Genomic DNA, 21489 nt, shown 5'->3' with positions numbered 1-21489 from the left:
TATGACAGGCGCTCAGCTCGGCACCCTTGCCTCTTCAGCACGTGTCAAAGCATGAGGGGGCTTGCGCAGCCTGGCGCGGCGAACACGGGCGAGAATCTTGACGGCACCCAGGTTGCAGCAGCGGAAGCGAGCCGCTGTCACCCAACGGGGACCTCGCAGCATTCACCGCCGCCCTTACGCGGGCGGCGCCCCTGGTGGCGACTGCAGCTCTGCGGTTGTTCTTCATGGGCCGCTCACCAAGGCCCGCGCAGGGGTGGCAGATGCCGGGGCGGGGAACGGGGTCGTGGCAGCGGGCGCACTCGGCATACCGGGCGGCGGCTGGGCGTACGGGCGTCTGGACAGGTGGCATCTTGCGCTCAAGTCGGTTGCGGAGCACGGCTGCCGGGGAGTGCAGTGGGGCGGGCAGGCCAGGAAGCAGGGCGCGGGCGAGGTCGGCGGGGGTAGTGCCACGGTCCAGCCACTGGGCAACCAGGGGTGCGAGTTGCTCGACTTCGGCCTGTCCGAGGTGTAGGCGGGGTTCGGGGCGGATCGCCTGGAACAGTGCCGCGGCCGCCTTGCGGAGTCGCTCGTCCGGTACTGCCGGGACTTCCTTGGCGGCCCGTTGGCCACTGTTCCGCCCTTGCGGCTGCACCTGCGGCTCGGCAGCCTGCTCGATAGGGAGGGAGGGTTCTTTGTACCGCTCCTTTGAAAGGGCGTCAGGAACGCCGGTGGTCGATTCACCGGAGGCCGGGCGGATGGCAACCGGTGGCGGCAGGAGCTGCGGGGTGTCGTAGACGTGGGCCTCACTGACGATGGTGCCGTCGGGCATCCGGATCTTCTCGACCCGGTAGAAGCCGGCGGCCGTCAGCTCCTTGAGTGCCTTGCGGATCGCTCCGCGGCCCTGCGGGCTGGTGTCGGCCATGTGCTGGCCGTCCTCGCGCCAGCCGTCGGGGCGGGAGAGGAGGTCCGCGAGCAGGCCACGGGCGGTGTAGGACAGCTGCCGGTACTGCAGCATCGCGTTGGGCAGCACGGTGAAACAGCGCGCGTGGGCGCTACGATGAACACGCATCGGGAGTTATGGCTCCTGTTGCCGGACCCCGGAGCGTTGGCGCGCTGCCGGGGTCGCCTGTTTTCGGTTGGAGCACGGAACGTAGCACAGAGCCGGCCCCGCCCGGGACCGCAGAGCGGTCCCGGGCGGGGCGGTCAACTGCTTGAGCAGCGACGGGGCTTCGACCGCGCTCTCGGAAAATGATCAGCGCCGGTTCCTGTCGACCCCAACGGAAACGGCCTGCCATTCGTGTGGGCAGATGGGGGCGGGCAGGGCCGGGTATCCGGGACTCTCCCCAGCGGAGAGTGGTCCCCGCACGGCTATTGCGCCGGTCGGAGCCGCGTCCTGAACAAGGGGGCGAGCGGAACGTGCTGCGCCCGTCGCCGACCTCGACTCCTCATCGCCTCCGGCACGACAGCTCTGGCGACCGCCGACCCCGAACGACGTCGCCCGGCCCGGGAGGGCGGTCGGGGTGCGGGGCCGGGGCGGCCGCGGCGAGGGGCGCGGGGTGTGCTCTGTGCGCTCCCGGCGTGCACGGCGCAGAAGACCGGCGCACGGTAGCTCGCCGAACAGAGTGCAACTCGGGACCGATCACACCCAGTCGGACACAAACCCCAGAACGGTGAATGCAGGCCAAACATGGGTAAATCCCTGACGGACCCGGAGGATTCGTGCTTCTCTGCTGCTGAATCTCCAGCCGGAATCCTTCCTTCCACGGTCGGCCGCGCCCCGGATCGGACAGTCTCGAACAGCCTCACGCCCGAGGCGCGGACTCCGACCGCAGGGGGCGCGCACGGAGCTGAAACGCGGAGCCGAGCATGCTCACCACCTTGCAGACCTCCTACACGGACACCCGCGCCGGCGACCTGGCCTGGCAGCTGGGCGGCGAACCGCTGCCCGCGCTGGCCGTCCGCGACCTCAGACTGGACGACGGCCCCGACCGGTCGGACGGCGTCCGGGGCACCCTCCAGCTGCGCCTGCTCGGGGCCTCGCACCAGGTGATCCTGGCGGCCGGCCCCGGCGACTGCCTGGAGACGGTGGCCTGCCTGCCCGGCCGCCGCACCCCGCTGCCCGCCCGGGTCGCCGAGCAGGTGGCCGGCTGGGAGTACGAGTTCGCCGCCCGGATCGAGGAGCTGCCGCCGCACGTCTTCGCGGCCCGCGCCCAGGAGCTGCTGGCCCTGGTCGAGGGGCACCCGCGCGCGCTGGCCGGCATCTTCCCCGGCGACCCGAGCGCCTTCACCGCCCTGGTCGCGCACTGCGAGGAGCGCCGGGTGCACTGGCGGACCTGGCACGCCTACCCCCAGGAGGGCCGGCTGGTCTGCACCCGCTCCTCGCTCTCGCTGCGCACCCCCGTCGGGGCCTCGGTGGGCGCCGACGGCCACGCTCCCGCCCACGTCGGCGGCCCGGACGGACCGCAGGCCGGGTGGTGACCGGGCGTCAACCGGGCGCCCGAACCTGTCCCTCGGATGGGTGCAGCCAGCCCCCCGGGCTCTCGCCTAGCGTTCATTCATGATCAACCACCCGGTCGGACGGCCCGCGCAGCCGGGTCCGGACGCCACCGCACCCCCGCCCGCGGCCGATCCCCGGCCCGCCGCCCCCCGCGCCGCGGGCCCCGGCGGAGCGGTCCGGGTCGGCGGCGCCGTACCGCCGGCCCTCCCCGCCCGCCCGGCCCGGATCCTGGTGCTGCTGGCCGCGTTCGTCTGCGCGGCCTGCGGCCTGGTGTACGAACTGGAACTGGTCGCCCTGGGCGGCTACCTGCTGGGCGACTCGGTCACCCAGACCTCCGTGGTGCTGTCGGTGATGGTCTTCGCCATGGGCGTCGGCTCGCTGCTCGCCAAGGGGCTGACCCGCCGCCCCGCCACCTCCTTCGCCCTGGTCGAGTACGCGCTGTCGCTGGTCGGCGGCCTCTCCGCGCTCGCCCTGTACTGCGGCTGGTCCTGGCTGCACCGCCCGCAGGCCACCGCGGTGCTGCTGATCGCCACCACCGTGCTGATCGGCCTGCTGATCGGCGCGGAGATCCCGCTGCTGATGACCCTGATCCAGCGCATCCGCCGGGAGCACGCCGGGCGCGCCGTCGCCGACCTGTTCGCCGCCGACTACGTGGGCGCGCTGATCGGCGGGCTGGCCTTCCCGTTCGTCCTGCTGCCCGCCCTCGGCCAGGCCGCCGGGGCGCTGGTCACCGGGGCGGTCAACGCGGTGGCCGGCGCCGTGGTGGTGCTCTGGCTGTTCCGCTCGGAGCCCACCCCGCGGACCCGGCTGCTGCTGTGGACCGGCTGCGGCCTGGTACTGGCCGTGCTGGCGCTGGCCGCCGCCTGCACCGGCGCGATCGAGCGCGCCGCCCGGCACGCCCTGTACGGCGGGCCGATCCGGTTCGCCGCGCAGAGCCGCTACCAGGAGATCGTCCTCACCGGCGACGGGCCGGACGCCTCCCGGGTCCCGGCCCAGCGCACCCCGCCGCCGCTCGAACTCTTCCTCGACGGGCGGCTCGCGGTCTGCGGCGCCGACGAGTACCGCGAGCACGAGGCGCTGGTGCGCCCCGCGCTGGCCGCCGGGCCGAGCGGCCGGGTGCTGGTGCTCGGCGGCGACGGCCTGGCCCTGCGCGAGGTGCTGCGGCACCCGTCGGTGCGCAGCGTGCTGGTGGTCGAGCGCGACCCGGCGCTCCCCGCACTGGCCCGCCGGGACGCCGCGTACGCCGCGCTCACCGAGCACGCCTGGGACGACTCGCGGGTGCGACTGGTGACCGCCGAGCCGATGGGCTGGCTGCGCGGGTCCGGCGGGCAGTTCGACGTGATCGTCTCCGACCTGGACGGGGAGGCGTCCGGCGGCAGGTACCGCTCCGCGGAGTTCTACGGCCTGGCCGCCCGGCGGCTCGCCCCGGAGGGCCGGCTCGCGGTCCGCGGCGGCGCCCCGCAGGGCGACCTGTGGACCGCCGCGGCCGGGCTGGCCGCCGTCGGCCTGGACACCGTCCCGTACCAGGGCGGCACCCCGGGTGGAGGTCCGGCCGAGGGCTGCGGCCGCCCCACCCCCGCCGAGGCGTTCCTGCTCGCCGCCCGCCGTCCCCCCACCCTGGGCCTGGCCGCGGACGCCCCCGCCCCGCGCTCCCTGACCGTCCCCGCCCTGCGCGCCACCGCCGTCCGCCTCTCCGCCGCCCGGCCGGACCCGCTCCCCGGCCCGCACACCCTGCTCGGGCCCTGACCCCGCCGCGCCCGGATTCCGCTCCCTCCGCCGAACCCCCGTCCCTCGTACGCCCGTTCGCGCAATGGTCGGCCCGGCTTCGCGTGGAGGGCTCGGCACGGCGGCGGGCGGTCGGTAGGCTCGCCGGTATGGAGCATGAGGTTGTCGTCCCGGTGCCCGCCGAGGTGGTCAGGGAGGCGCTGGTGGACCGCGAGCTGGTGGCGCGCTGCGTGCCGGGGCTGAGCTCGGTCGCGTCCACGTCCGCCCCCGCGGCCGCGGACAGCCGGCTCCGGCTCCGGGTGTCCGGCTCCACGATCACCTTCGCCGGCCGGCTCGCGGTGGACGGCTGGCGCGGGGACGCGCTCGTCCTGCGGCTGAGCGGCGAGGAGATCCGCGGCGCCGCCCCGGTCACCGCCGAGCTGCGGATCACCCTGCGGGAGCGGCCGGGCGAGACCGCGATCCGCTTCAGCACCGGCCTGACGGCCGCGGGCCGGCTCGCGGGCTTCGAGGACGCGGTGCTGGAGTCGACCGGCCGTCGGCTGATCGACCGGGCGGTGGCGGCGCTGGTCGCCGAGCTGTCCGGGCCGGAGGACGGGGACGGCGCCGAGGACGGCGACGCCGAGGGCGCGACCGTGGTGTTCCTGGACGACCGGGCCCAGGGCCAGGACCTGGACGACGACCTGTCCGACCTGATCTCGTTCAGCGAGGACGAGCTGCCCGAGCCGGTGCCGACGGCGCCGCACCCGGAGTCGCCGTTCGGGCCGGAGACCGTGCCGGTGCGGCGCAGCATCGTCGGCCGCTCGGCCGAGGAGGTCGACCACGCCCCGCCGCAGGGCCGGTACGCGCCGGCCCCGCCGGCCCACAGCGCGCGGGCCCGGGCGGCCTCCCGCTGGGGCGGCGCGGAGCCGACGCTGCTGTCCGGCGCGGGCGGCGAGCGCAGCGCGCTGCCGTGGATGATCGGCGGCGGGGTGGCGCTGATCGGCGGCGCGGTGGTGCTGGTCCGGGCCCTGCGTCGGCGCTAGGCCGTAGTGGGTACCCACTAAACTGGCTGCTCATGAGCAACGACCGCGACGCCCTGCTGGCGCAGATCAAGGACAAGGCCGTCGTGCACGGCAAGGTCACCCTCTCCTCCGGCCTGGAGGCCGACTACTACGTCGACCTGCGCCGGATCACGCTGGACGCCGAGGCGGCCCCGCTGGTCGGCAAGGTGATGCTGGACGCCGCCGCGGACCTGGAGTTCGACGCGGTGGGCGGCCTGACCCTGGGCGCCGACCCGGTGGCCGCGGCGATGCTGCACGCGGCCGCGGCCCGCGGCCGGAAGCTGGACGCGTTCGTGGTCCGCAAGGCGGGCAAGGCGCACGGCCTGCAGCGCCGGATCGAGGGCCCGGACGTGAAGGGCCGCCGGGTGCTGGCGGTGGAGGACACCTCGACCACCGGCGGTTCGGTGCTGACGGCCGTCGAGGCGCTCCGCGAGGCGGGCGCCGAGGTGGTCGGCGTCGCGGTGATCGTGGAGCGCGGCGCGGCCCCGGCGATCGCCGGGGCCGGCCTGCCGTACGTCACCGCGTACACCCTGGACGACCTGGGCCTGTGAGGCCCGGCGGCGCCGAACGCCGGAGGCCCCGATCACCGAGGTGATCGGGGCCTCCGGCGTTCGCGGCGCGAACGTCAGTGCTTGCGGTGGCGGCCGCCGCCGACCGGCTCGCCCTCCTCGGCCTCGGCGGTGCCGGCGGCCGCGGCCTTCTTCTTCTTCCGCTCGCGGAGCACCTCGACGAAGATCGGGGAGACCGAGATCAGGATGATCAGCGCCATCGCGGGCAGCAGGTACTTGTCGATCACCGGGGCGAGCTGGTCGCCGGTGAAGTAGCCGATCAGCAGCATCGACTCGGTCCACAGCACGGCGCCGACGACGTTCCAGACGAAGAAGGTCTTCGCGGGCATCTGCAGGGTGCCGGCGACCGGGTTCAGGAAGGTCCGGACGATCGGGATGAAGCGGGCCATCACCACGGCCTTGGCGGGGCCGAACTTCTCGAAGTACTCCTCGGCCTTCTCCACGTACTCGGGCCGGAAGATCTTCGAGTTCGGCTTGTCGAACATCCGCGGGCCGACCTTGCGGCCGAGCAGGTGTCCGAGCTGGGCGCCGGCGATGGCGCACAGCGGGGCGCCGATCAACAGCACGGCGATGTTCATCTGGGAGCCCTCGCCGAGCACCTTGGCGGCGGCGCCGGAGGCGGCGACGCCGGCCAGGATCAGCAGCGAGTCACCGGGGAAGAAGAACCCGACCAGCAGGCCGGTCTCGGCGAAGATGATCGCCAGCAGCCCGATGGCGCCGACGGAGGCGACGAGCGACTTGGCGTCGAGGACGTTGACGGCGAGCTGGAGGTGTTGTTCCACGGGCGCAGGATAGCCCGTACTGCTTTGCGAAGCCTTAACAGCGGCCCCCGGCGGGATCGGTCGAGGGGGTGTCGAGGGGGTGCCGTCCCAAGTGGCGGGCCGCTGGGTGTGTCCGTGGGGCGAGTCTGGGAGGATGGCCGAGGTGTCCGGCCCGCGGTCGAGCTGCCACCCTCTCGCTCGTACCGCATCGATGTCGTGAACCACAGGCGTATCGAGCCTTCGGACAGCGTCGTCCGATCGCCCCACACCGACAGGAGCGGATTCGCATGCCCATCGCAACTCCCGAGGCCTACAACGAGATGCTCGACCGGGCCAAGGCGGGCAAGTTCGCCTACCCGGCCATCAACGTCACCTCGACGCAGACCCTGCACGCCGCGCTGCGCGGCTTCGCCGAGGCCGAGAGCGACGGCATCATCCAGATCTCCACGGGTGGTGCGGAGTTCCTGGGTGGCCAGTACAACAAGGACATGGTGACCGGCGCGGTCGCGCTGGCCGAGTTCGCGCACATCGTCGCGGCCAAGTACGACATCACCGTGGCGCTGCACACCGACCACTGCCCGAAGGACAAGCTGGACGGCTACGTCCGCCCGCTGATCGCGATCTCCGCCGAGCGCGTGGCCCGCGGCGAGAACCCGCTGTTCCAGTCGCACATGTGGGACGGCTCGGCCGAGACGCTGGCCGACAACCTGGCCATCGGCCAGGAGCTGCTCGCCCAGGCCGCCGCCGCCCGGATCATCCTCGAGGTCGAGATCACCCCGACCGGCGGCGAGGAGGACGGCGTCACCCACGAGATCAACGACGAGCTGTACACCACCGTCGCCGACGCGGTGCGCACCGCCGAGGCGCTCGGCCTGGGCGAGAAGGGCCGCTACCTGCTGGCCGCCTCGTTCGGCAATGTGCACGGCGTCTACAAGCCGGGCAACGTCGTGCTCCGCCCGGAGCTGCTCGCCGACCTGCAGGCCGAGATCGGCAAGCAGTACGGCAAGCAGGACCCGTTCGACTTCGTCTTCCACGGCGGCTCCGGCTCCACCGAGCAGGAGATCCTGACCGCGCTGGAGAACGGCGTCGTGAAGATGAACCTCGACACCGACACCCAGTACGCCTTCACCCGCCCCGTCGTGGACCACATGTTCCGCAACTACGACGGCGTGCTGAAGGTCGACGGCGAGGTCGGCAAGAAGAACACCTACGACCCGCGCACCTGGGGCAAGCTGGCCGAGGCCGGCATGGCCGCCCGGGTCACCGAGGCCGCGCAGCAGCTGCGCTCGGCCGGCAAGCGGATGAAGTGACGTCCTCGCACTGAACGCCCGCTGAACGCCCGCGGAGCCCCCGCACCCCCGCCCGGGGTGCGGGGGCTCCGCCGTTCCCGGACGGCCCGTCCGGCCCGGGTGGCAGACTGGCACACCATGGAGATGCACAAGAACCTGCTCGACGGGCCGGAGCCGACCCTGCTGCCCGAGGAGGAGCACCCGTACCGGATGCTCGCCGAGGAGTCCGCCTCGCCGACCCAGGTGGCCGCCGAGTACCCGGCGTTCTGCCTGGCCTGGGCGATGCTCGCGGACGACGCCTTCGCGGCCGGCCGCACCGTCGAGTCCTACGCCTACGCACGCACCGGCTACCACCGCGGACTGGACGCGCTGCGCCGCAGCGGCTGGCGCGGGCACGGCCCGGTCCCGTGGGAGCACCGCGGCAACCGCGGCTTCCTGCGCTGCCTGGCGGCGCTCGCCCGGGCGGCCGGCGCGATCGACGAGACCGAGGAGGAGGCGCGCTGCTGGCAGTTCCTCAAGGACAGCAGCGCCGAGGCGTACACCGCGCTCAAGCAGTAGCGGTCGACGGCGGCTGACGGCGACGGCAGAACGGACGACACGGGACGTATGCTGCCGATCCTTGCGGCGGCACGCCCGGCCGCGCCTTCGGAACCGGCGGGCACCCATACCGCGTATGTACTGAGTGAGTACCCCCGGGCGGGGCGGCCGACGGCCGCCCCGCCCGGGTCGCCGTGTCGCCGTCCCCCGGGGGGGAAGAACAGATGTCCGCAGGCCGCAGGTCGTCCGGCCGCACCGGCACGCGCCGGTCCACCGTCCGGGCCGCCGCCCGTTCCACCGTGCGGTCCGCCGGCCGCCGGGCCCGGCAGCGCCGCCGCCGGCTGGCGACCACCCTCACCGGCACGGTCGCGGCCGCCGTGCTGGCCACCGCCGGAGTGGTCGCGCTGCTGCCGGACGCCCCGCACCCGGCCGGGCAGGAGCCCACCGCGCAGGCCCGGGTCCTGCCGCCGCTCACCGAACCGGGCGGCGGGACGTCAGCCCCGCCCGCCGGCACCGCCGCGTCCACACCGCCCGCACCGACCACACCGACCGCCCCACCGGCACCGACCGACGGCACCCCGCAGATCGTCGTGCACGGCGGCGGCGAGTTCACCGTGGCCGCCGCCTCGGGCCGCGCCGTCGGGACGGGCAGCACGCTGCGCCGCTACCGGGTGGAGGTCGAGGACGGCATCGGCATCGACCCGAAGACCGCCGCGGACGTCGTCGAGGGCGTGCTGTCCGACCGGCGCGGCTGGATCGCCGACCGCCGCAACAGCTTCCAGCTGGTCTCCTCCGGCAGCTACGACTTCACCGTCAAGATCGCCTCCCCCGACACGGTGGACCGGATCTGCGGCGAGGGCGGCCTGAACACCAAGGGCGAGGTGAACTGCGACGTCGGCCGCCAGGTGATGGTCAACTCCAAGCGCTGGCTCACGGGTTCGCCGCAGTTCGACGGCAGCCTGGCGGACTACCGGGCCCTGATCGTCAACCACGAGGTCGGCCACCGGATCGGCCACGGCCACGAGGGCTGCCCGGGACGGGGGAAACCCGCGCCCGCGATGATGCAGCAGATCTACGGCCTGAACGGCTGCACCGCCAACGCCTGGCCGTACGACGGCGCGGGCGGCTACCTGGGCGGCCCGGCCGTCCCCTGACCGGCCGTCCTGCGGCTGTCCGCCCGCCGAGAACCGTCCGCTCGCCGAGAACCGTCCGTCCCCCGAGCGACCGTCAGGAGAGCACCGGCAGCCGCTCGTCCAGGCCGGTGCCGTCCGCCCGCTCCCGCCCGGTCGCCAGCCGGACCCAGCGGACCGGGTCGGCCGCCGCCAGCTCCGCCGCCCGGGCCCGCCACGGCTCCCCGACGGAGTCCGCCAGCAGGTCCGCGACCGCGGCCACCGCCCCCGCGTCGTGCGGGAAGCCGTCGAGGCCCAGCGCGTCCGCCAGGTCGTCGGCGTGCACCACGGTCTCGACCAGCCGGGTCACCAGGAAGTCGCCGAGGCCGATCACCCCGAACGGCAGCGGGAACGGCCGGTCGGTCCGGGCCGCCGCGGGCCCGGCCAGGAAGTCCGCCAACTGCCCGCAGACCGCGTCGAACCGGGCCGCCGCCCCGGTCGCCGAACCGGCGTAGTGGGCCGCCGCCTGCTCCCGGGTGCCGCGGTCCAGCGCGTCCGCGAAGGCACCCACCGCCGCCACCCAGGCGGTCAGCGTCAGCCCGGGCAGCCCGGCCCGCACCGGATCGTCCAGGTGCTCGGGCGTCCAGCCGATCTGCCGGTCCAGGTGCGCCACCAACTCCCGCACCCGCCAGGCCCCGAGCCTGGTCGGCAGCTCCAACTCCCGCTCCCCCAGGCCCCGCACCACCCCCCGGAGCGCCCCGGTCTGCCCGGCCAGCGCCGCGCGGACCGCCGAAGGATCATGCGCGCCAAGGGAGTTCGTCACAGCCGGTGATCCTATCCCGTGCCCCGCCACCGGCGGGGCCCCGGGCCGAGAGGCCGGGCGGCCGGGCGGCCGACGGGCCTCAGAGCCGGTGCAGATCGACCGCGAGCAGACCGTCGTCGAGGGCGGCCAGCAGGGCCCCGCCGTGGAAGTCGAGGGCGCGGGCGGGCGACCCGAGGCGGAGGTCGAGCGGGCCACCCGGATGCTCGGGACGGCGGACCCGGACCAGGCCGTCGGCCCAGGCGGCGGCCAGCAGCAGGCCGTCGGGGCCGGTGGCGAGGGCGACGGCGTTCACGGGGGCGGGGCGGCGGTCGGCGGGGGCGGCCATCGGCTCCTCGCCCGGCCCCCAGAGCCGGACGGTGCCGTCGTAGCCGCCGCCGGCCAGCAGCGGCACCCCCTCCGGGCCGAGGGCGAGGGCCGCGAGGGCGGTGACCGGGCCGGTGTGCAGCGAGGCGCTGTGGACCTCGCCCGCCCCGTACCAGTGGACCGCGCCGACCGCGTCGCCGAGGGCGGGCGCGTCCTCGGCGAGGGCGGTGGCGGCCACCGCGGTGGGCACGGCGGCGACCGCGCCCAGCCGGGCGAGCGCCTCGTCCAGGGCGTACGGTTCGAGGCCGGGCGCCGGGTGGACGGGGGCGAGGAGTTCGGTGCCGCCCCAGGTGTCGAGCAGGACCAGGGTGCCGCCCGCCGTGACGGTGAGCGCCTGGAGCGGCCGGGGTTCGGCCACCGGGACCAGGCCGACCACGGCACCGGTGGCGGCGGAGTACCGGCGGACGGTGCCGTTGCGGTCGGCGACCAGCCACTCGTCGCCCCGGGTGGTGCCGATGGCCGCGCCCGGCTCCCAGCGGGCCCAGCGGGCCGACCAGGGGGCGGGCACGGTGGCGAGCCGGGCGGCGGCGTCGGGGGCGGTGGTGAGCAGCCGGGCCCGCAGGGTGTGGGCCCGGCCCGCGACGTCGGGGAGGTCGATCAGGGCCGGTCCGGCGGCGTCCCACGCGGTGGCGACCGGGTCGGTGCGGCCGGTGAGCGCGGCGGTGACGGCGGCGGGCCGGGCGCGTACGTGGAGCAGCGGGTCGGCGGCGAGCGGGCCGAGGTCGCCGGCCCGGGCGGCGGCGATCCACAGGCCGGTGAGCACGTCCTCGTCGGCGGCGGGCAGGTCGAGCGTGCCGTCGCCGGCGCGCGGCACCCGGGCCAGCAGGTCGGCGGGGTCCGTCGGCCGCCCCGCCGGGAGGCCGACGGCCCGACCGGGGCTGGGGTAGCCGGCCGGATCGTGGTCCGCGCGGGCGCACCAGGCGTCGAAGCGTTCGCGGTCGGTCCAGCGCGGGTCGTCCAGGTCGAGGACGGCCGGCTCGGCGACGCCGGCGAACGACACCTCCGCGCCGCCGTCCACCACCAGCCGGAAGTGCGGCAGTCCGAGCAGCGGGTCGAGGAGTTCGGCGGCCAGCCGGGCCGGGTCCGGGGCCAGGTCCAGTTCGGGCACGCAGATGACGGTCCGTCGGCCGTCCTCGTCGAGGGCGGCGCACAGCTCCTCGGGGGTGCGGGCGACGTAGCCGAGCTGGCTGCCGAGCAGCCAGAGCGCGCCGCGCACGTCGAGGCCCTCGGCCGGCAGCGCGGCGTGCACCCGCCGCCCGGGCGGGGTGTCCGGGGCGGTGCCGAGCGCCAGCAGCCAGGCCAGCAGGTGGCTCTTGCCGGACCCCGGGCCGCCGGTGATCCGGCACAGGCGCGGCGCGCGCGGGTCGTCCAGCCAGCCGAGCAGCGCCGTTCCGGCCATCCGGCGTCCGGCGTTCAGCGCCGGTGCTCGACCGTCCGTACTCATGCCCTGCCCCCCGTTTCCGAACGACTGTCCGCCGAGAGCGTACCCAGCCGGTAACGGTCACCGGCCAGGAGTTGACCGACTCTCACGTATCAACTGATAGTCGTACGAGCAGAATTCGGGGGAAGGATATTCGACATGGGCGTGGTACTGCCCGACGAACTCGCCTGGGTGCTCGACCTGATCGGCATCAACTGGCCCAACGTCGACGAGGACGAGTACCGCGAGATGGCGGACGAACTCCGCGACCTCGCCGCCTCGCTGGCCTCCGACGGCCGGCAGATCGAAGGCGCGGCCCAGGAGTTCCTCGGCATCACCGAGGGCGCCGGCGCCGAGGCGTTCCAGGCGCACTGGGACAAGGTCATCGGCACCCACATGCCCCAGGTCGGCCAGGCGATCGAACTGTTCGCCACCGGCCTGGACGGCGCGGCCCTGGTGATCACCGGCGCGAAGATCGCCGCCGTGGTCCAACTCGGCATCCTGGCCGCCGAGGTGATCGCCGCGCAGGCCGCCGCCCCGTTCACCTTCGGCCTGTCCGAGGCAGGCGCGCTCGGCGCCACCCAGGCCACCCGCGTCATCGTCCGGCGCCTGCTCAAGGAGGCCGAGCAGCAGCTGCTCTCCGAACTGCTCTCCCTCGTCGAGGGCCCGGTCTTCGCCGCCCTCGGCAGCATCGCCCAGGACCTCGTCGTCCAACTCGCCCGCAACGCCCTCGGCGCCCAGCAGGGCATCAACTGGGGCGAGGCCGCCAACGCCGGCAAGTCCGGCTTCAAGGACGGCGTCCACCAGTCCGTCGACCAGGTCAAGGGCTACGCGGACGACCCGCTCGGCGCGGCGAAGCAGTTCGGCGAGAACACCCTCATGGGCGCCGCCCAGAACGCCGGCCGACCGAACCAGGCCCCCGCTCACACCCCGAGCCACACCCCGAGCACCCACCGGAGCGGGCGATGAGCGACACCGTCAAGCACGACTTCGACGCCGCCGAGACCCTGTCCCGCCAGTTCGACGCGCACTTCACCACCATGAAGGACCACCACGCCCGCACCACCCGGGCCAGGACCCGGGCGGTCAGCGGGCGCGGCGGCGACAAGCTGGGCCAGATCGTCTCCGACATGGCGGACCGGGCCCTCGGCGCGATCGAGACCGCGCTCGACAGCCTGGCCGACCACGCCAAGGACGTCTCCAAGGGCCTCAAGAAGATGAACGAGAACCACCAGGCCCTGGAGAAGAAGCTCGCCGACGACTACAAGAAGATCATCAGCGGCCACGACACCACCCCGGTGTACCTCCTCGACCACAAGGGCGACCTGCACCGCCTGCACCCCGACGGCTCCAAGACCCGGGTCGACAAGGACACCCAGGACGACAGCGGCATCAAGGACTTCATCCCGAACGGCAACCACCCGCGGTTCAAGGTCGACCCGAAGAGCGTCCCGCCGGTCGGCTCGCCCGCGGTGAACTCCCGCAAGGTCCGCACCGGCGGCTCCGAACTGGCCCGGGCCACCGAACGGGCCCGGCAGGCCCAGGGCGACTACGGCACCCCCGTCTCCAAGCGGGCCCCCGTGGACAAGGCCCGGAGCAACTACGCCTCGCTCCACTACCAGGACGGCGATCGGAACTTCATCCTGGTCGCCCGCAGCGACTTCATGAAGGCGCACTCCGAGCAACGGATCGCCGCTCCGATCCTGGACCAGCTCCAAGGCCCCAACATCCGCTCCCTGTACACCGAGAGAGCCCCCTGCAACGCGAAGGGCTCCAACTGCGGCGCCTGGATCCACACGACGTTCCCGGGCCTCACGGACGTCAGTCACAGCTTCGACTACAGCGACGACCACACCGACCACACGAACTACCTGGCCCGCCTCAAGCAGCGCCGACGCCAGCTCCACCCATGACGCCCTGGCCCCGGGGCACCCGAGTTAGGGTGGCCACATGACCTCCGCCGTGCCCCTGCCTCCGGTTCGACCCGTCACCCGCGCCGAACTGGAGCAGGTCTACGGCGTCGACGGGCTCCGCCGCGTCCCCGAGGCCGAGCTGCCCGCCGTCATCACCGACCCGGCCGCCCGCGCCTTCCTCAGCGGGATCGGCCTGCCGGACGCGCCCAGCGCGATCGTCTACCCCGTGGAGCCGCTGCTCGTCGGCCTGCCCGAGGCGTGCGCGCCGGAGAGCCCCGCCCAGCACTGGCCCGGCCTGCCGGACGACGGCGCCGCCATGGTGGTGATCGGCTCCTCCATCGCGGGCACCTTCGCCCTCGACGGCGCCACCGGCGAGGTGTACGCCCTCGGCGCGCACCAGCCGCCGACCGTCGACGGCCGCCCCGCCCACCGCAGCCTGCACTCGCTGGCCCGCTGCCAACTCGCCTTCGGCGGACGGGAGATGTGGACGGCCGTCGCCCGGCTGGACCCGGAGGACATCGACTGGTGCCGGGCCCACCTGCCGGAATTCGCCGAGCTGTACCCCGCCGCCCTGGACGAGGACGGGTACGAGGAGGACCCCGACCTCGAACTGCCGAGCGACGACGAGGTCTTCGACGAACTGTCCGCCAAACTGCGCGCGGTCGAACCCGGCCTGCTCGACCAGCCGGTCTGGCAGAACATCCTGCACGAATTCCGCTACGGCTACTGACCCGATGACGCCACCACCCGTCAGCCGCGCCGAGCTGGAGCAGGTCTACGGCGCCGACGGGCTCCGCCGCGTCCCCGAGACGGAACTGCCCGCCGCCGTCGCCGACCCCGCCGCCCGCGCCTTCCTCAGCGGAATCGGCCTGATCGACGCGCCCGGCGCCATGATCCGGCCGCACGGCCCACTGCTGCGCGGCCTGCCCGAGGACTGCGCGCCGGAAGGCCCCACCCACTACTGGCCCGGCCTGCCGGACGACGGCGCCGGCATGGTGGTGGTCGGCCACTACGGCTCGGGCACCTTCGCCCTCGACGGCGCCACCGGCGAGGTGTACGCCCTCGGCGTGCACCGGCCGCCGACCGTCGACGGCCGCCCTGCCCACCGCAGCCTGCACTCGCTGGCCCGCTGCCAACTCGCTTTCGGCGGGCGGGAACTGGCGGTCATGGCGGACCAGATGGACCCGGACACCATCGAATGGTGCCGCGCCCACCTCCCGGAGTTCGCCGAACTGCACCCCCCGGTCTTCGACACCGGGGAGGACGTGGACCCCGAGTTCCTGGACCGGCTGCCGGCGCTGGAGGACGTCCTCGCCGGACTGACCGCCGGACTGCGCGCCATCGAACCCGACCTGCTCGACCAACCGGTCTGGCAGGACATCCTGCACGACTTCCAGCACGGCTACTGAACCGAAACGACGGAGCCATGACCACCGACCTCACCCAGCGCCTGCTCGACCGCTTCGGCCCGTCCGGCCTGCGTCGCCCCGCACCCGCCGAGTTCGCCGGCACCGCCGCGCCGGCGGAGGCGGTCGCGCTGCTGGCCTCCGCCGGAGTGCCGCTGCAGGTGGGGCCGTACTTCAGTGCCGCCCGTGAGGAGGAGCCGCTGCGGCTCGCCGACTGGGCCCGCGGGGTGGGCCTCGCGGTGGACGACCGGCCGGAGGCGGGGTGGGCGAGGCTCGGCAACGACCGGGGCGCGGAGCTGTGCCTGGACGGGCAGGGCCGGGTCTGGGCGGTGTACGTGACCTTCCAGGGGCCGTCGGTGCCGGTGAACGGCGGCCTGGCCGCGTTCCTCGACAACCTGTGCGAACTGGACGACAACCTGCGGGCGTTGGGCGCGGCCGGGAACCCGGACGAGGTCTTCCGGCTGTTCTCGGCGGCGGAGAGCCGGATGCGCGGCACCGACCTGCGCGCGTTCGAGAGCGACGAGCAGTGGTGGCCGCGGGTGCTGGAGGACGTCCGGCACACCCGGGGCGTGCCCGGGTACGCGGCGTTCAAGGTGCGCGGCCGGGACGGCGAGCCGCAGATCGTCACCGCCGACGGCTCGCTCGCCCTGCACGCCGAGGAGGCGCTGTGGCACCGGCTCTCGGCGGCCGGCCTCGCCCCGGAGGACGTGCTGGAGGTCTACACCGAGCTGCAGGCCTGCTTCATGCCGGGCCACTACTGCAGCGTGTGGATGGCCCGGACCTTCCCGGCCGCCGAGTTCAGCCACAGCTACGACTACGGTGACACGGCGGCCGAACGCGAGGCGGGCGTCCGCGAGTTGGCCGCCGCGCTCACCGAGGGGAAGTAGCGCTCAGCCCAGCACCGGCAGGTACCCGGAGAGGTCGCTGCGCTCGCCGCTCGCGCTGAGCGCGACGTCCAGCACCGAGGCCCAGGCCACCCGCCCGGTGGCGAGCCGGACCCAGGTCAGCGGGTCGGTCTCCACCACGTTCGGCGGGGTGCCCCGGGTGTGCCGGGGGCCCTCGACGGCCTGCACCACCGCGTACGGCGGGACCCGCAGCTCGACGGCGCCTCCCGGCGCCTGGGCGGCGAAGGCGTCGGCGAGCAGCCGGGCCGCGGAGGCCAGCGCGAACCTGTCGTGCGGGAACTCGGCGAGGCCCAGCGCGTCGGCCAGGTCGTCGGCGTGCACCACGGTCTCCACCAGCCGGGTGACCAGGAAGTCGGCCAGCGGCATCGGCCCGAACCGCATCGGGATCACCCGGCCCGGCTCCCGGCCCTCCGGGCCGTCCAGCGCCTTCCACAACTCGCCGATCTGCCGGTCGAGTTCGCCGGACACCTGGGCGGCGTCCCCGGCGAACTGCTCGACCACCAGCTCGACCGCGGTGGCGTCGATGACGGCGGCCGCGGTGCGGGTCTGCGAGGCCCAGTACAGCGGCGTGATCGGGGCCCGCGGCGGCAGCGGGTCGTGCAGGTGCAGCGGCACCCAGCTGGCCACCATGCCGAGGTGGGCGACGAGTTCGCGCACCCGCCACTCCCCCAGCCGGGTGGGCCGGGCCAGTTGCCCGTCGTCCAGGTCCCGGACGGCGGCGGAGATCGCGTCGAGCTGCCCGGTGAGCGCGGCGCGCACCTTCACCGGGTCGTAGGTTCGGGGCTTCGCGGTAGGCATGCCCGCAGCGTACAAAACACCGGCGGGCGGCGGCTCCGGGTTTCACCGGAACCGGCCGCCCGCCGGGTTGACGGACCGTCAGGCGAGCAGCGCCTCGATGACGCCGGTGTGGGCGTCGCGCAGCTCGGCCAGGGTGGCGGTGAACTGGCCCTGGACCTCCAGCACGTCGCCGTCGACCACGCCGATCCGGGTGGCCGGCAGGCCGCGGGCGCCGCACATGTCGTTGAACCGGAGCTCCTCGCTGCGCGGGACGGCCACCACGGCGCGACCGGCGGACTCGGAGAACAGGAACACGAACGGGTCGAGGCCCTCGGGCACGATCACCCGGGCGCCGTTGCCGCCCTTGAGGCAGCTCTCCACCAGGGCCTGCGCGAGGCCGCCGTCGGAGAGGTCGTGCGCGGCGTCGACCATGCCGTCGCGGGAGGCGGCGATCAGGATCTCGCCGAGCAGCCGCTCGCGCTCCAGGTCCACCTTGGGCGGCAGGCCGCCGAGGTGGTCGTGCACGACCTGCGACCAGGCGGAGCCGCCCAGTTCGTCGGCGGTGTCGCCGAGCAGGTAGAGCAGCTGGCCCTCTTCGGCGAAGCCGACCGGGGTGCGCCGGGTGACGTCGTCGATGACGCCGAGCACCGCGACCACGGGGGTCGGGTGGATGGCGACGTCGCCGGTCTGGTTGTACAGCGAGACGTTGCCGCCGGTGACCGGGGTGCCGAGCACCTGGCAGGCGTCGGCCAGGCCGCGGGTGGCCTCGGCGAACTGCCACATCACGTCCGGGTCCTCGGGGGAGCCGAAGTTGAGGCAGTCGGAGACCGCGAGCGGCTTGGCGCCGCCTGCCGCGACGTTGCGGTACGCCTCGGCGAGGGCCAGCTGGGCGCCGGTGTACGGGTCCAGCTTGGTGTAGCGGCCGTTGCCGTCGGTGGCGACCGAGACGCCGAGGTTGGTCTCCTCGTCGATCCGGATCATGCCGGAGTCCTCGGGGGTGGCGAGCACCGTGTTGCCCAGCACGTAGCGGTCGTACTGGTCGGTGATCCACGCCTTGGAGGCTTGGTTCGGCGAGCCGGCGACCTTCAGCAGCGCGTCCTTCAGCTCCGCGCCGTTCGCCGGGCGGGCGAGGCGGTCGGCGGTCGGCGCGTCGGCCTGCAGGGCGTCCTGCCAGGACGGGCGGGCGAACGGACGGTGGTACGTCGGGCCCTCGTGGGCGACGGTGCGCGGCGGCACGTCGACGACCAGCTCACCGTGCCAGAAGATCTCCAGGCGCTCGCCGTCGGTCACCTCGCCGATGACGGTGGCGATGACGTCCCACTTCTCGCAGATCTCCAGGAAGCGGTCGACCTTGCCGGGCTCGACGATGGCGCACATGCGCTCCTGCGACTCGCTCATGAGGATCTCCTCGGGCGAGAGCGTGTGGTCGCGCAGCGGCACGGTGTCCAGCTCGATCCGCATGCCGCCGGTGCCGGCCGAGGCCAGCTCCGAGGTGGCGCAGGAGAGGCCGGCGCCGCCGAGGTCCTGGATGCCCGCGACGAGGTCTTCCTTGAAGATCTCCAGCGTGCACTCGATCAGGAGCTTCTCCTGGAACGGGTCGCCGACCTGGACGGCGGGGCGCTTGGCCGGGCCGGTCGCGTCGAAGGTCTCCGAGGCGAGCACCGAGACGCCGCCGATGCCGTCGCCACCGGTGCGGGCTCCGTACAGGATGACCTTGTTGCCGGGGCCGGAGGCCTGCGCGAGGTGGATGTCCTCGTGCTTCATCACGCCCACGCAGAGCGCGTTGACCAGCGGGTTGCCCTGGTAGCAGGAGTCGAAGACGACCTCGCCGCCGATGTTCGGCAGGCCCAGGCAGTTGCCGTAGCCGCCGATGCCCGCGACGATCCCGGGCAGCACCCGGCGGGTGTCGGGGTGGTCCGGGGCGCCGAAGCGCAGCGGGTCCATCACGGCGACCGGGCGGGCGCCCATCGCCAGGATGTCGCGCACGATGCCGCCGATGCCGGTGGCCGCGCCCTGGTAGGGCTCGATGTAGGACGGGTGGTTGTGCGACTCGACCTTGAAGGTGACCGCGTAGCCCTGGCCGACGTCGACCACACCGGCGTTCTCGCCGATGCCGACGAGCATGGCGTCGTTCTCGGGCGCCTTCTCGCCGAACTGCTTGAGGTGCACCTTGGAGCTCTTGTAGGAGCAGTGCTCCGACCACATCACGGAGTACATGGCCAGTTCGGCGCCGGTCGGACGGCGGCCCAGGATCTCCCGGATGCGCGCGTACTCGTCCTGCTTGAGGCCGAGTTCGGCCCAGGGCTGCTCGGAGTCCGGGGTCTGCTCGGCGTTCTTGACGGTGTCGAGGCTCATCAGGCGTTCACCAGCTGCTTCAGGACGGAAGTGAAGAAGCCCAGGCCCTCGGTGGTCGGACCGGTGAGCGGCTCCACGGCGTGCTCCGGGTGCGGCATCAGGCCGACGACATTGCCGGCCGCGTTGGTGATGCCGGCGATGTCGCGGTACGAACCGTTCGGGTTCAGATCGAGGTACCGGGCCACCACGCGGCCCTCCGCCTCCAGCTCGTCGAGCACGTGCTCGTCGGCGACGAAGCGGCCTTCGCCGTTCTTCAGCGGAACGACGATTTCCTGGCCGGCCGAGTAATCCCGGGTCCAGGCGGTCTCCGCGTTCTCGATCCGCAGCTTCTGGTCGCGGCAGATGAAGTGCAGCGAGTCGTTGCGGGTGAGCGCGCCGGGCAGCAGGTGCGATTCGCACAGCACCTGGAAGCCGTTGCAGATACCGAGGACCGGCATTCCCAGCTTCGCCTGCTCGATGACGGTGTCCATCACCGGGGAGAAGCGGGAGATCGCACCGCAGCGCAGATAGTCCCCGTAGGAGAATCCGCCGGGGAGGACCACGGCGTCGACCTGGTGGAGGTCCTTGTCGCGGTGCCAGAGGGCGACCGGCTCGGCGCCGGCCAGGCGGACCGCGCGCTGGGCGTCGCGGTCGTCGAGGGAGCCGGGGAAAGTGACGACGCCTACCCGGGTGGTCACTTCCCCTCCTCCTCGACGCGGACGGTGAAGTCCTCGATCACGGTGTTGGCCAGGAAGGTCTCGGCGGCCTCGCGGATACGGGCGAGCGCGGCGTCGTCGACCGGGCCCTCCAGCTCCAGTTCGAAACGCTTGCCCTGGCGGACGTCGGCGATCCCGGCGAATCCGAGGCGCGGCAGTGCACGCTGCACCGCCTGGCCCTGGGGGTCGAGGATCTCCGGCTTGAGCATGACGTCGACTACGACGCGTGCCACTGGCACTCCCGGTGGTGATTGCGTTCAGGCGGGGGACCTTCAGACTACCCGGACGGGAGGGGCGTTCTGCGGGCCGGGAAGGGTAACGCGCGTAGACCAACGCCCCTTACGCGGCAGGGGTTCCGACCCCGTCCGGGCCGGCGGCGACCGGCCGGCCGTATCCGATTTCGCCGGTTTAATCCCGTCTGCAACGGGCCGGTTTTCGGGTTCGGAGGGAGGCCCGTGAATATCCGGAAAAAAGAAATCCCCAAGTCTTCGATTTCACCTGCCTCCGGGTGCAGAATAGGGCGACCGGCAGCCGAACGCGCCGCATCTCGGCGTGGGGCTCCCCTGCCCGCCGGCGGATGCCGCGGTCCCTGCCCAGCCGGCCGCAGGCATCCGAGACCCCGACGGCCGAAATTGCCCGAGAGGATTGACACCCATGGCTCAGCGTGTAGTCGTCACGCTCTCCGACGATCTGGACGGCGGCACCGCCGCAGAAACCGTCCACTTCGGTGTGGACGGGAAGTCCTACGAGATCGACCTGTCCGCCGACAACGCGGAAAAGCTGCGGGAGGCCCTCGCCCCGTTCGTCGCCGCCGGCCGCCGGCAGAGCCGCAGCGGGAAGTCCTTCCGCCGCACGGCGCTCACTCCGGACCCGGCCGCGGTGCGCGCCTGGGCCCAGTCGAACGGGCACGAGCTCCCCGCCCGCGGCCGCATCCCGAAGCACGTGTACGAGGCTTTCGCCGAGAACAACTGACGTACGCCGGCGGGCTGTTGCCGCCCCACCGACCTTCCCCGGCCGCACCGCCGGGGAAGGGTGGGGCGAACATCCCGATCGATGTTGTAGAGTTCTTCTTGTCGCCGCAACCGGGGAAACCCGAACGGGGCGGCCGGTGTGCAAGCACCGTGCGGACGTGGCTCAGTTGGTAGAGCATCACCTTGCCAAGGTGAGGGTCGCGAGTTCGAATCTCGTCGTCCGCTCGCAGCTAGCGTGAACAGCTGTTTTCCATAAGTGCATATGCGTGCGGACGTGGCTCAGTTGGTAGAGCATCACCTTGCCAAGGTGAGGGTCGCGAGTTCGAATCTCGTCGTCCGCTCCAGGACCGAAGGC

At 73.6% G+C, this 21489-nt stretch carries 21 protein-coding genes and 2 tRNA genes; 15 read left to right on the top strand and 8 right to left on the bottom strand.

The features are described 5' to 3' along the window. Nucleotides 1-34: 34 nt before the first annotated feature. Entirely contained in the window at nucleotides 35-994 is a 960-nt protein-coding gene (locus tag ACIQBJ_RS10570) for a hypothetical protein (RefSeq protein WP_400706871.1), read from the bottom strand. Nucleotides 995-1845: 851 nt separating this feature from the next. On the opposite strand from ACIQBJ_RS10570, the gene ACIQBJ_RS10565 reads away from it, so the two are divergent. The 4 genes from ACIQBJ_RS10565 to pyrE all read left to right on the top strand — a co-directional run bounded on the left by ACIQBJ_RS10565 (nucleotide 1846) and on the right by pyrE (nucleotide 5792). Further along, nucleotides 1846-2457: a DUF2617 family protein gene (locus tag ACIQBJ_RS10565; RefSeq protein ID WP_400706868.1), complete on the top strand. Its 612-nt coding sequence runs from the start codon at nucleotides 1846-1848 to the stop codon at nucleotides 2455-2457. Nucleotides 2458-2536: 79 nt separating this feature from the next. Further along, on the top strand, nucleotides 2537-4222 hold the full coding sequence (locus tag ACIQBJ_RS10560) for a spermidine synthase (protein WP_400706865.1): 1686 nt from the start codon (nucleotides 2537-2539) through the stop codon (nucleotides 4220-4222). A gap of 128 nt (nucleotides 4223-4350) precedes the next feature. Continuing rightward, nucleotides 4351-5223 (top strand): CoxG family protein, encoded by an 873-nt coding sequence (locus ACIQBJ_RS10555; protein WP_400706862.1) that lies wholly within the window; start codon nucleotides 4351-4353, stop codon nucleotides 5221-5223. Nucleotides 5224-5255: 32 nt separating this feature from the next. Beyond that, complete coding sequence (gene pyrE / locus ACIQBJ_RS10550) at nucleotides 5256-5792, top strand: orotate phosphoribosyltransferase (protein ID WP_123554101.1); 537 nt, start codon at nucleotides 5256-5258, stop codon at nucleotides 5790-5792. Nucleotides 5793-5866: 74 nt separating this feature from the next. Here pyrE and ACIQBJ_RS10545 read toward each other — a convergent pair whose 3' ends face one another. Then, the gene (locus tag ACIQBJ_RS10545) at nucleotides 5867-6592 is read right to left on the bottom strand and encodes a DedA family protein (protein ID WP_400706858.1); all 726 of its coding nucleotides are present in this window, start codon (nucleotides 6590-6592) and stop codon (nucleotides 5867-5869) included. A gap of 266 nt (nucleotides 6593-6858) precedes the next feature. Between ACIQBJ_RS10545 and fbaA the strand changes: the two genes are divergently transcribed. From fbaA to ACIQBJ_RS10530, 3 genes are all read left to right on the top strand, one after another. Next, nucleotides 6859-7881: a class II fructose-bisphosphate aldolase gene (fbaA, locus tag ACIQBJ_RS10540; protein WP_400706855.1), complete on the top strand. Its 1023-nt coding sequence runs from the start codon at nucleotides 6859-6861 to the stop codon at nucleotides 7879-7881. 117 nt (nucleotides 7882-7998) lie between these two features. Continuing rightward, nucleotides 7999-8418: a DUF3151 domain-containing protein gene (locus ACIQBJ_RS10535; RefSeq protein WP_400706852.1), complete on the top strand. Its 420-nt coding sequence runs from the start codon at nucleotides 7999-8001 to the stop codon at nucleotides 8416-8418. Nucleotides 8419-8621: 203 nt separating this feature from the next. Continuing rightward, nucleotides 8622-9551: a DUF3152 domain-containing protein gene (locus ACIQBJ_RS10530; RefSeq protein ID WP_400706849.1), complete on the top strand. Its 930-nt coding sequence runs from the start codon at nucleotides 8622-8624 to the stop codon at nucleotides 9549-9551. A gap of 73 nt (nucleotides 9552-9624) precedes the next feature. Here ACIQBJ_RS10530 and ACIQBJ_RS10525 read toward each other — a convergent pair whose 3' ends face one another. After that, nucleotides 9625-10329 carry a maleylpyruvate isomerase N-terminal domain-containing protein gene (locus tag ACIQBJ_RS10525; protein WP_400706846.1) on the bottom strand — a complete coding sequence of 235 codons (705 nt, stop codon included), beginning with the start codon at nucleotides 10327-10329 and terminating at the stop codon, nucleotides 9625-9627. A gap of 79 nt (nucleotides 10330-10408) precedes the next feature. Beyond that, nucleotides 10409-12136, bottom strand: coding sequence for a WD40 repeat domain-containing protein (locus ACIQBJ_RS10520; RefSeq protein ID WP_400706843.1), 1728 nt, complete (start codon nucleotides 12134-12136; stop codon nucleotides 10409-10411). A gap of 135 nt (nucleotides 12137-12271) precedes the next feature. Here ACIQBJ_RS10520 and ACIQBJ_RS10515 point away from each other — a divergent pair, with 135 nt between their 5' ends. From ACIQBJ_RS10515 to ACIQBJ_RS10495, 5 genes are read left to right on the top strand one after another with little or no spacing between them, the layout of a single operon-like run. Next, nucleotides 12272-13081 carry a hypothetical protein gene (locus ACIQBJ_RS10515; protein WP_400706840.1) on the top strand — a complete coding sequence of 270 codons (810 nt, stop codon included), beginning with the start codon at nucleotides 12272-12274 and terminating at the stop codon, nucleotides 13079-13081. Beyond that, on the top strand, nucleotides 13078-14025 hold the full coding sequence (locus ACIQBJ_RS10510; RefSeq protein ID WP_400706837.1) for a nucleic acid/nucleotide deaminase domain-containing protein: 948 nt from the start codon (nucleotides 13078-13080) through the stop codon (nucleotides 14023-14025). The genes ACIQBJ_RS10515 and ACIQBJ_RS10510 overlap by 4 nt, the downstream gene beginning before the upstream one ends. Nucleotides 14026-14062: 37 nt before the next feature. Further along, nucleotides 14063-14755 (top strand): SUKH-4 family immunity protein, encoded by a 693-nt coding sequence (locus ACIQBJ_RS10505; protein WP_400706833.1) that lies wholly within the window; start codon nucleotides 14063-14065, stop codon nucleotides 14753-14755. A 4-nt stretch (nucleotides 14756-14759) separates the two neighbouring features. Then, nucleotides 14760-15434, top strand: a complete 675-nt coding sequence (locus ACIQBJ_RS10500) for an SUKH-4 family immunity protein (RefSeq protein WP_400706830.1) — start codon at nucleotides 14760-14762, stop codon at nucleotides 15432-15434. A gap of 17 nt (nucleotides 15435-15451) precedes the next feature. Then, nucleotides 15452-16318, top strand: a complete 867-nt coding sequence (locus tag ACIQBJ_RS10495) for a nucleic acid/nucleotide deaminase domain-containing protein (RefSeq protein WP_400706827.1) — start codon at nucleotides 15452-15454, stop codon at nucleotides 16316-16318. A gap of 3 nt (nucleotides 16319-16321) precedes the next feature. On the opposite strand, the gene ACIQBJ_RS10490 is transcribed toward ACIQBJ_RS10495, so the two are convergent. From ACIQBJ_RS10490 to purS, 4 genes are all read right to left on the bottom strand, one after another. Further along, nucleotides 16322-17134, bottom strand: a complete 813-nt coding sequence (locus ACIQBJ_RS10490) for a sterol carrier family protein (protein WP_400706824.1) — start codon at nucleotides 17132-17134, stop codon at nucleotides 16322-16324. Between the two features lie 78 nt (nucleotides 17135-17212). Continuing rightward, complete coding sequence (purL, locus tag ACIQBJ_RS10485) at nucleotides 17213-19468, bottom strand: phosphoribosylformylglycinamidine synthase subunit PurL (protein WP_400706821.1); 2256 nt, start codon at nucleotides 19466-19468, stop codon at nucleotides 17213-17215. Then, complete coding sequence (gene purQ, locus ACIQBJ_RS10480) at nucleotides 19468-20145, bottom strand: phosphoribosylformylglycinamidine synthase subunit PurQ (RefSeq protein WP_400706818.1); 678 nt, start codon at nucleotides 20143-20145, stop codon at nucleotides 19468-19470. The genes purL and purQ overlap by 1 nt, the downstream gene beginning before the upstream one ends. Continuing rightward, nucleotides 20142-20396 carry a phosphoribosylformylglycinamidine synthase subunit PurS gene (gene purS, locus ACIQBJ_RS10475; RefSeq protein WP_033250393.1) on the bottom strand — a complete coding sequence of 85 codons (255 nt, stop codon included), beginning with the start codon at nucleotides 20394-20396 and terminating at the stop codon, nucleotides 20142-20144. The genes purQ and purS overlap by 4 nt, the downstream gene beginning before the upstream one ends. Nucleotides 20397-20817: 421 nt before the next feature. On the opposite strand from purS, the gene ACIQBJ_RS10470 reads away from it, so the two are divergent. The 3 genes from ACIQBJ_RS10470 to ACIQBJ_RS10460 all read left to right on the top strand — a co-directional run bounded on the left by ACIQBJ_RS10470 (nucleotide 20818) and on the right by ACIQBJ_RS10460 (nucleotide 21478). Continuing rightward, the gene (locus ACIQBJ_RS10470) at nucleotides 20818-21135 is read left to right on the top strand and encodes an Lsr2 family protein (protein ID WP_033214256.1); all 318 of its coding nucleotides are present in this window, start codon (nucleotides 20818-20820) and stop codon (nucleotides 21133-21135) included. Nucleotides 21136-21286: 151 nt separating this feature from the next. After that, nucleotides 21287-21359, top strand: a tRNA-Gly gene (locus tag ACIQBJ_RS10465). A 43-nt stretch (nucleotides 21360-21402) separates the two neighbouring features. Then, nucleotides 21403-21478, top strand: a tRNA-Gly gene (locus ACIQBJ_RS10460). The last annotated feature ends 11 nt before the right edge of the window (nucleotides 21479-21489 follow it).

This window comes from Kitasatospora sp. NPDC088391 (genome assembly GCF_044753345.1).
Classification (GTDB): domain Bacteria; phylum Actinomycetota; class Actinomycetes; order Streptomycetales; family Streptomycetaceae; genus Kitasatospora.
The sequence above is the reverse complement of the archived record's forward strand: the minus strand, read 5'-3'. Positions and strand labels throughout refer to the sequence as shown.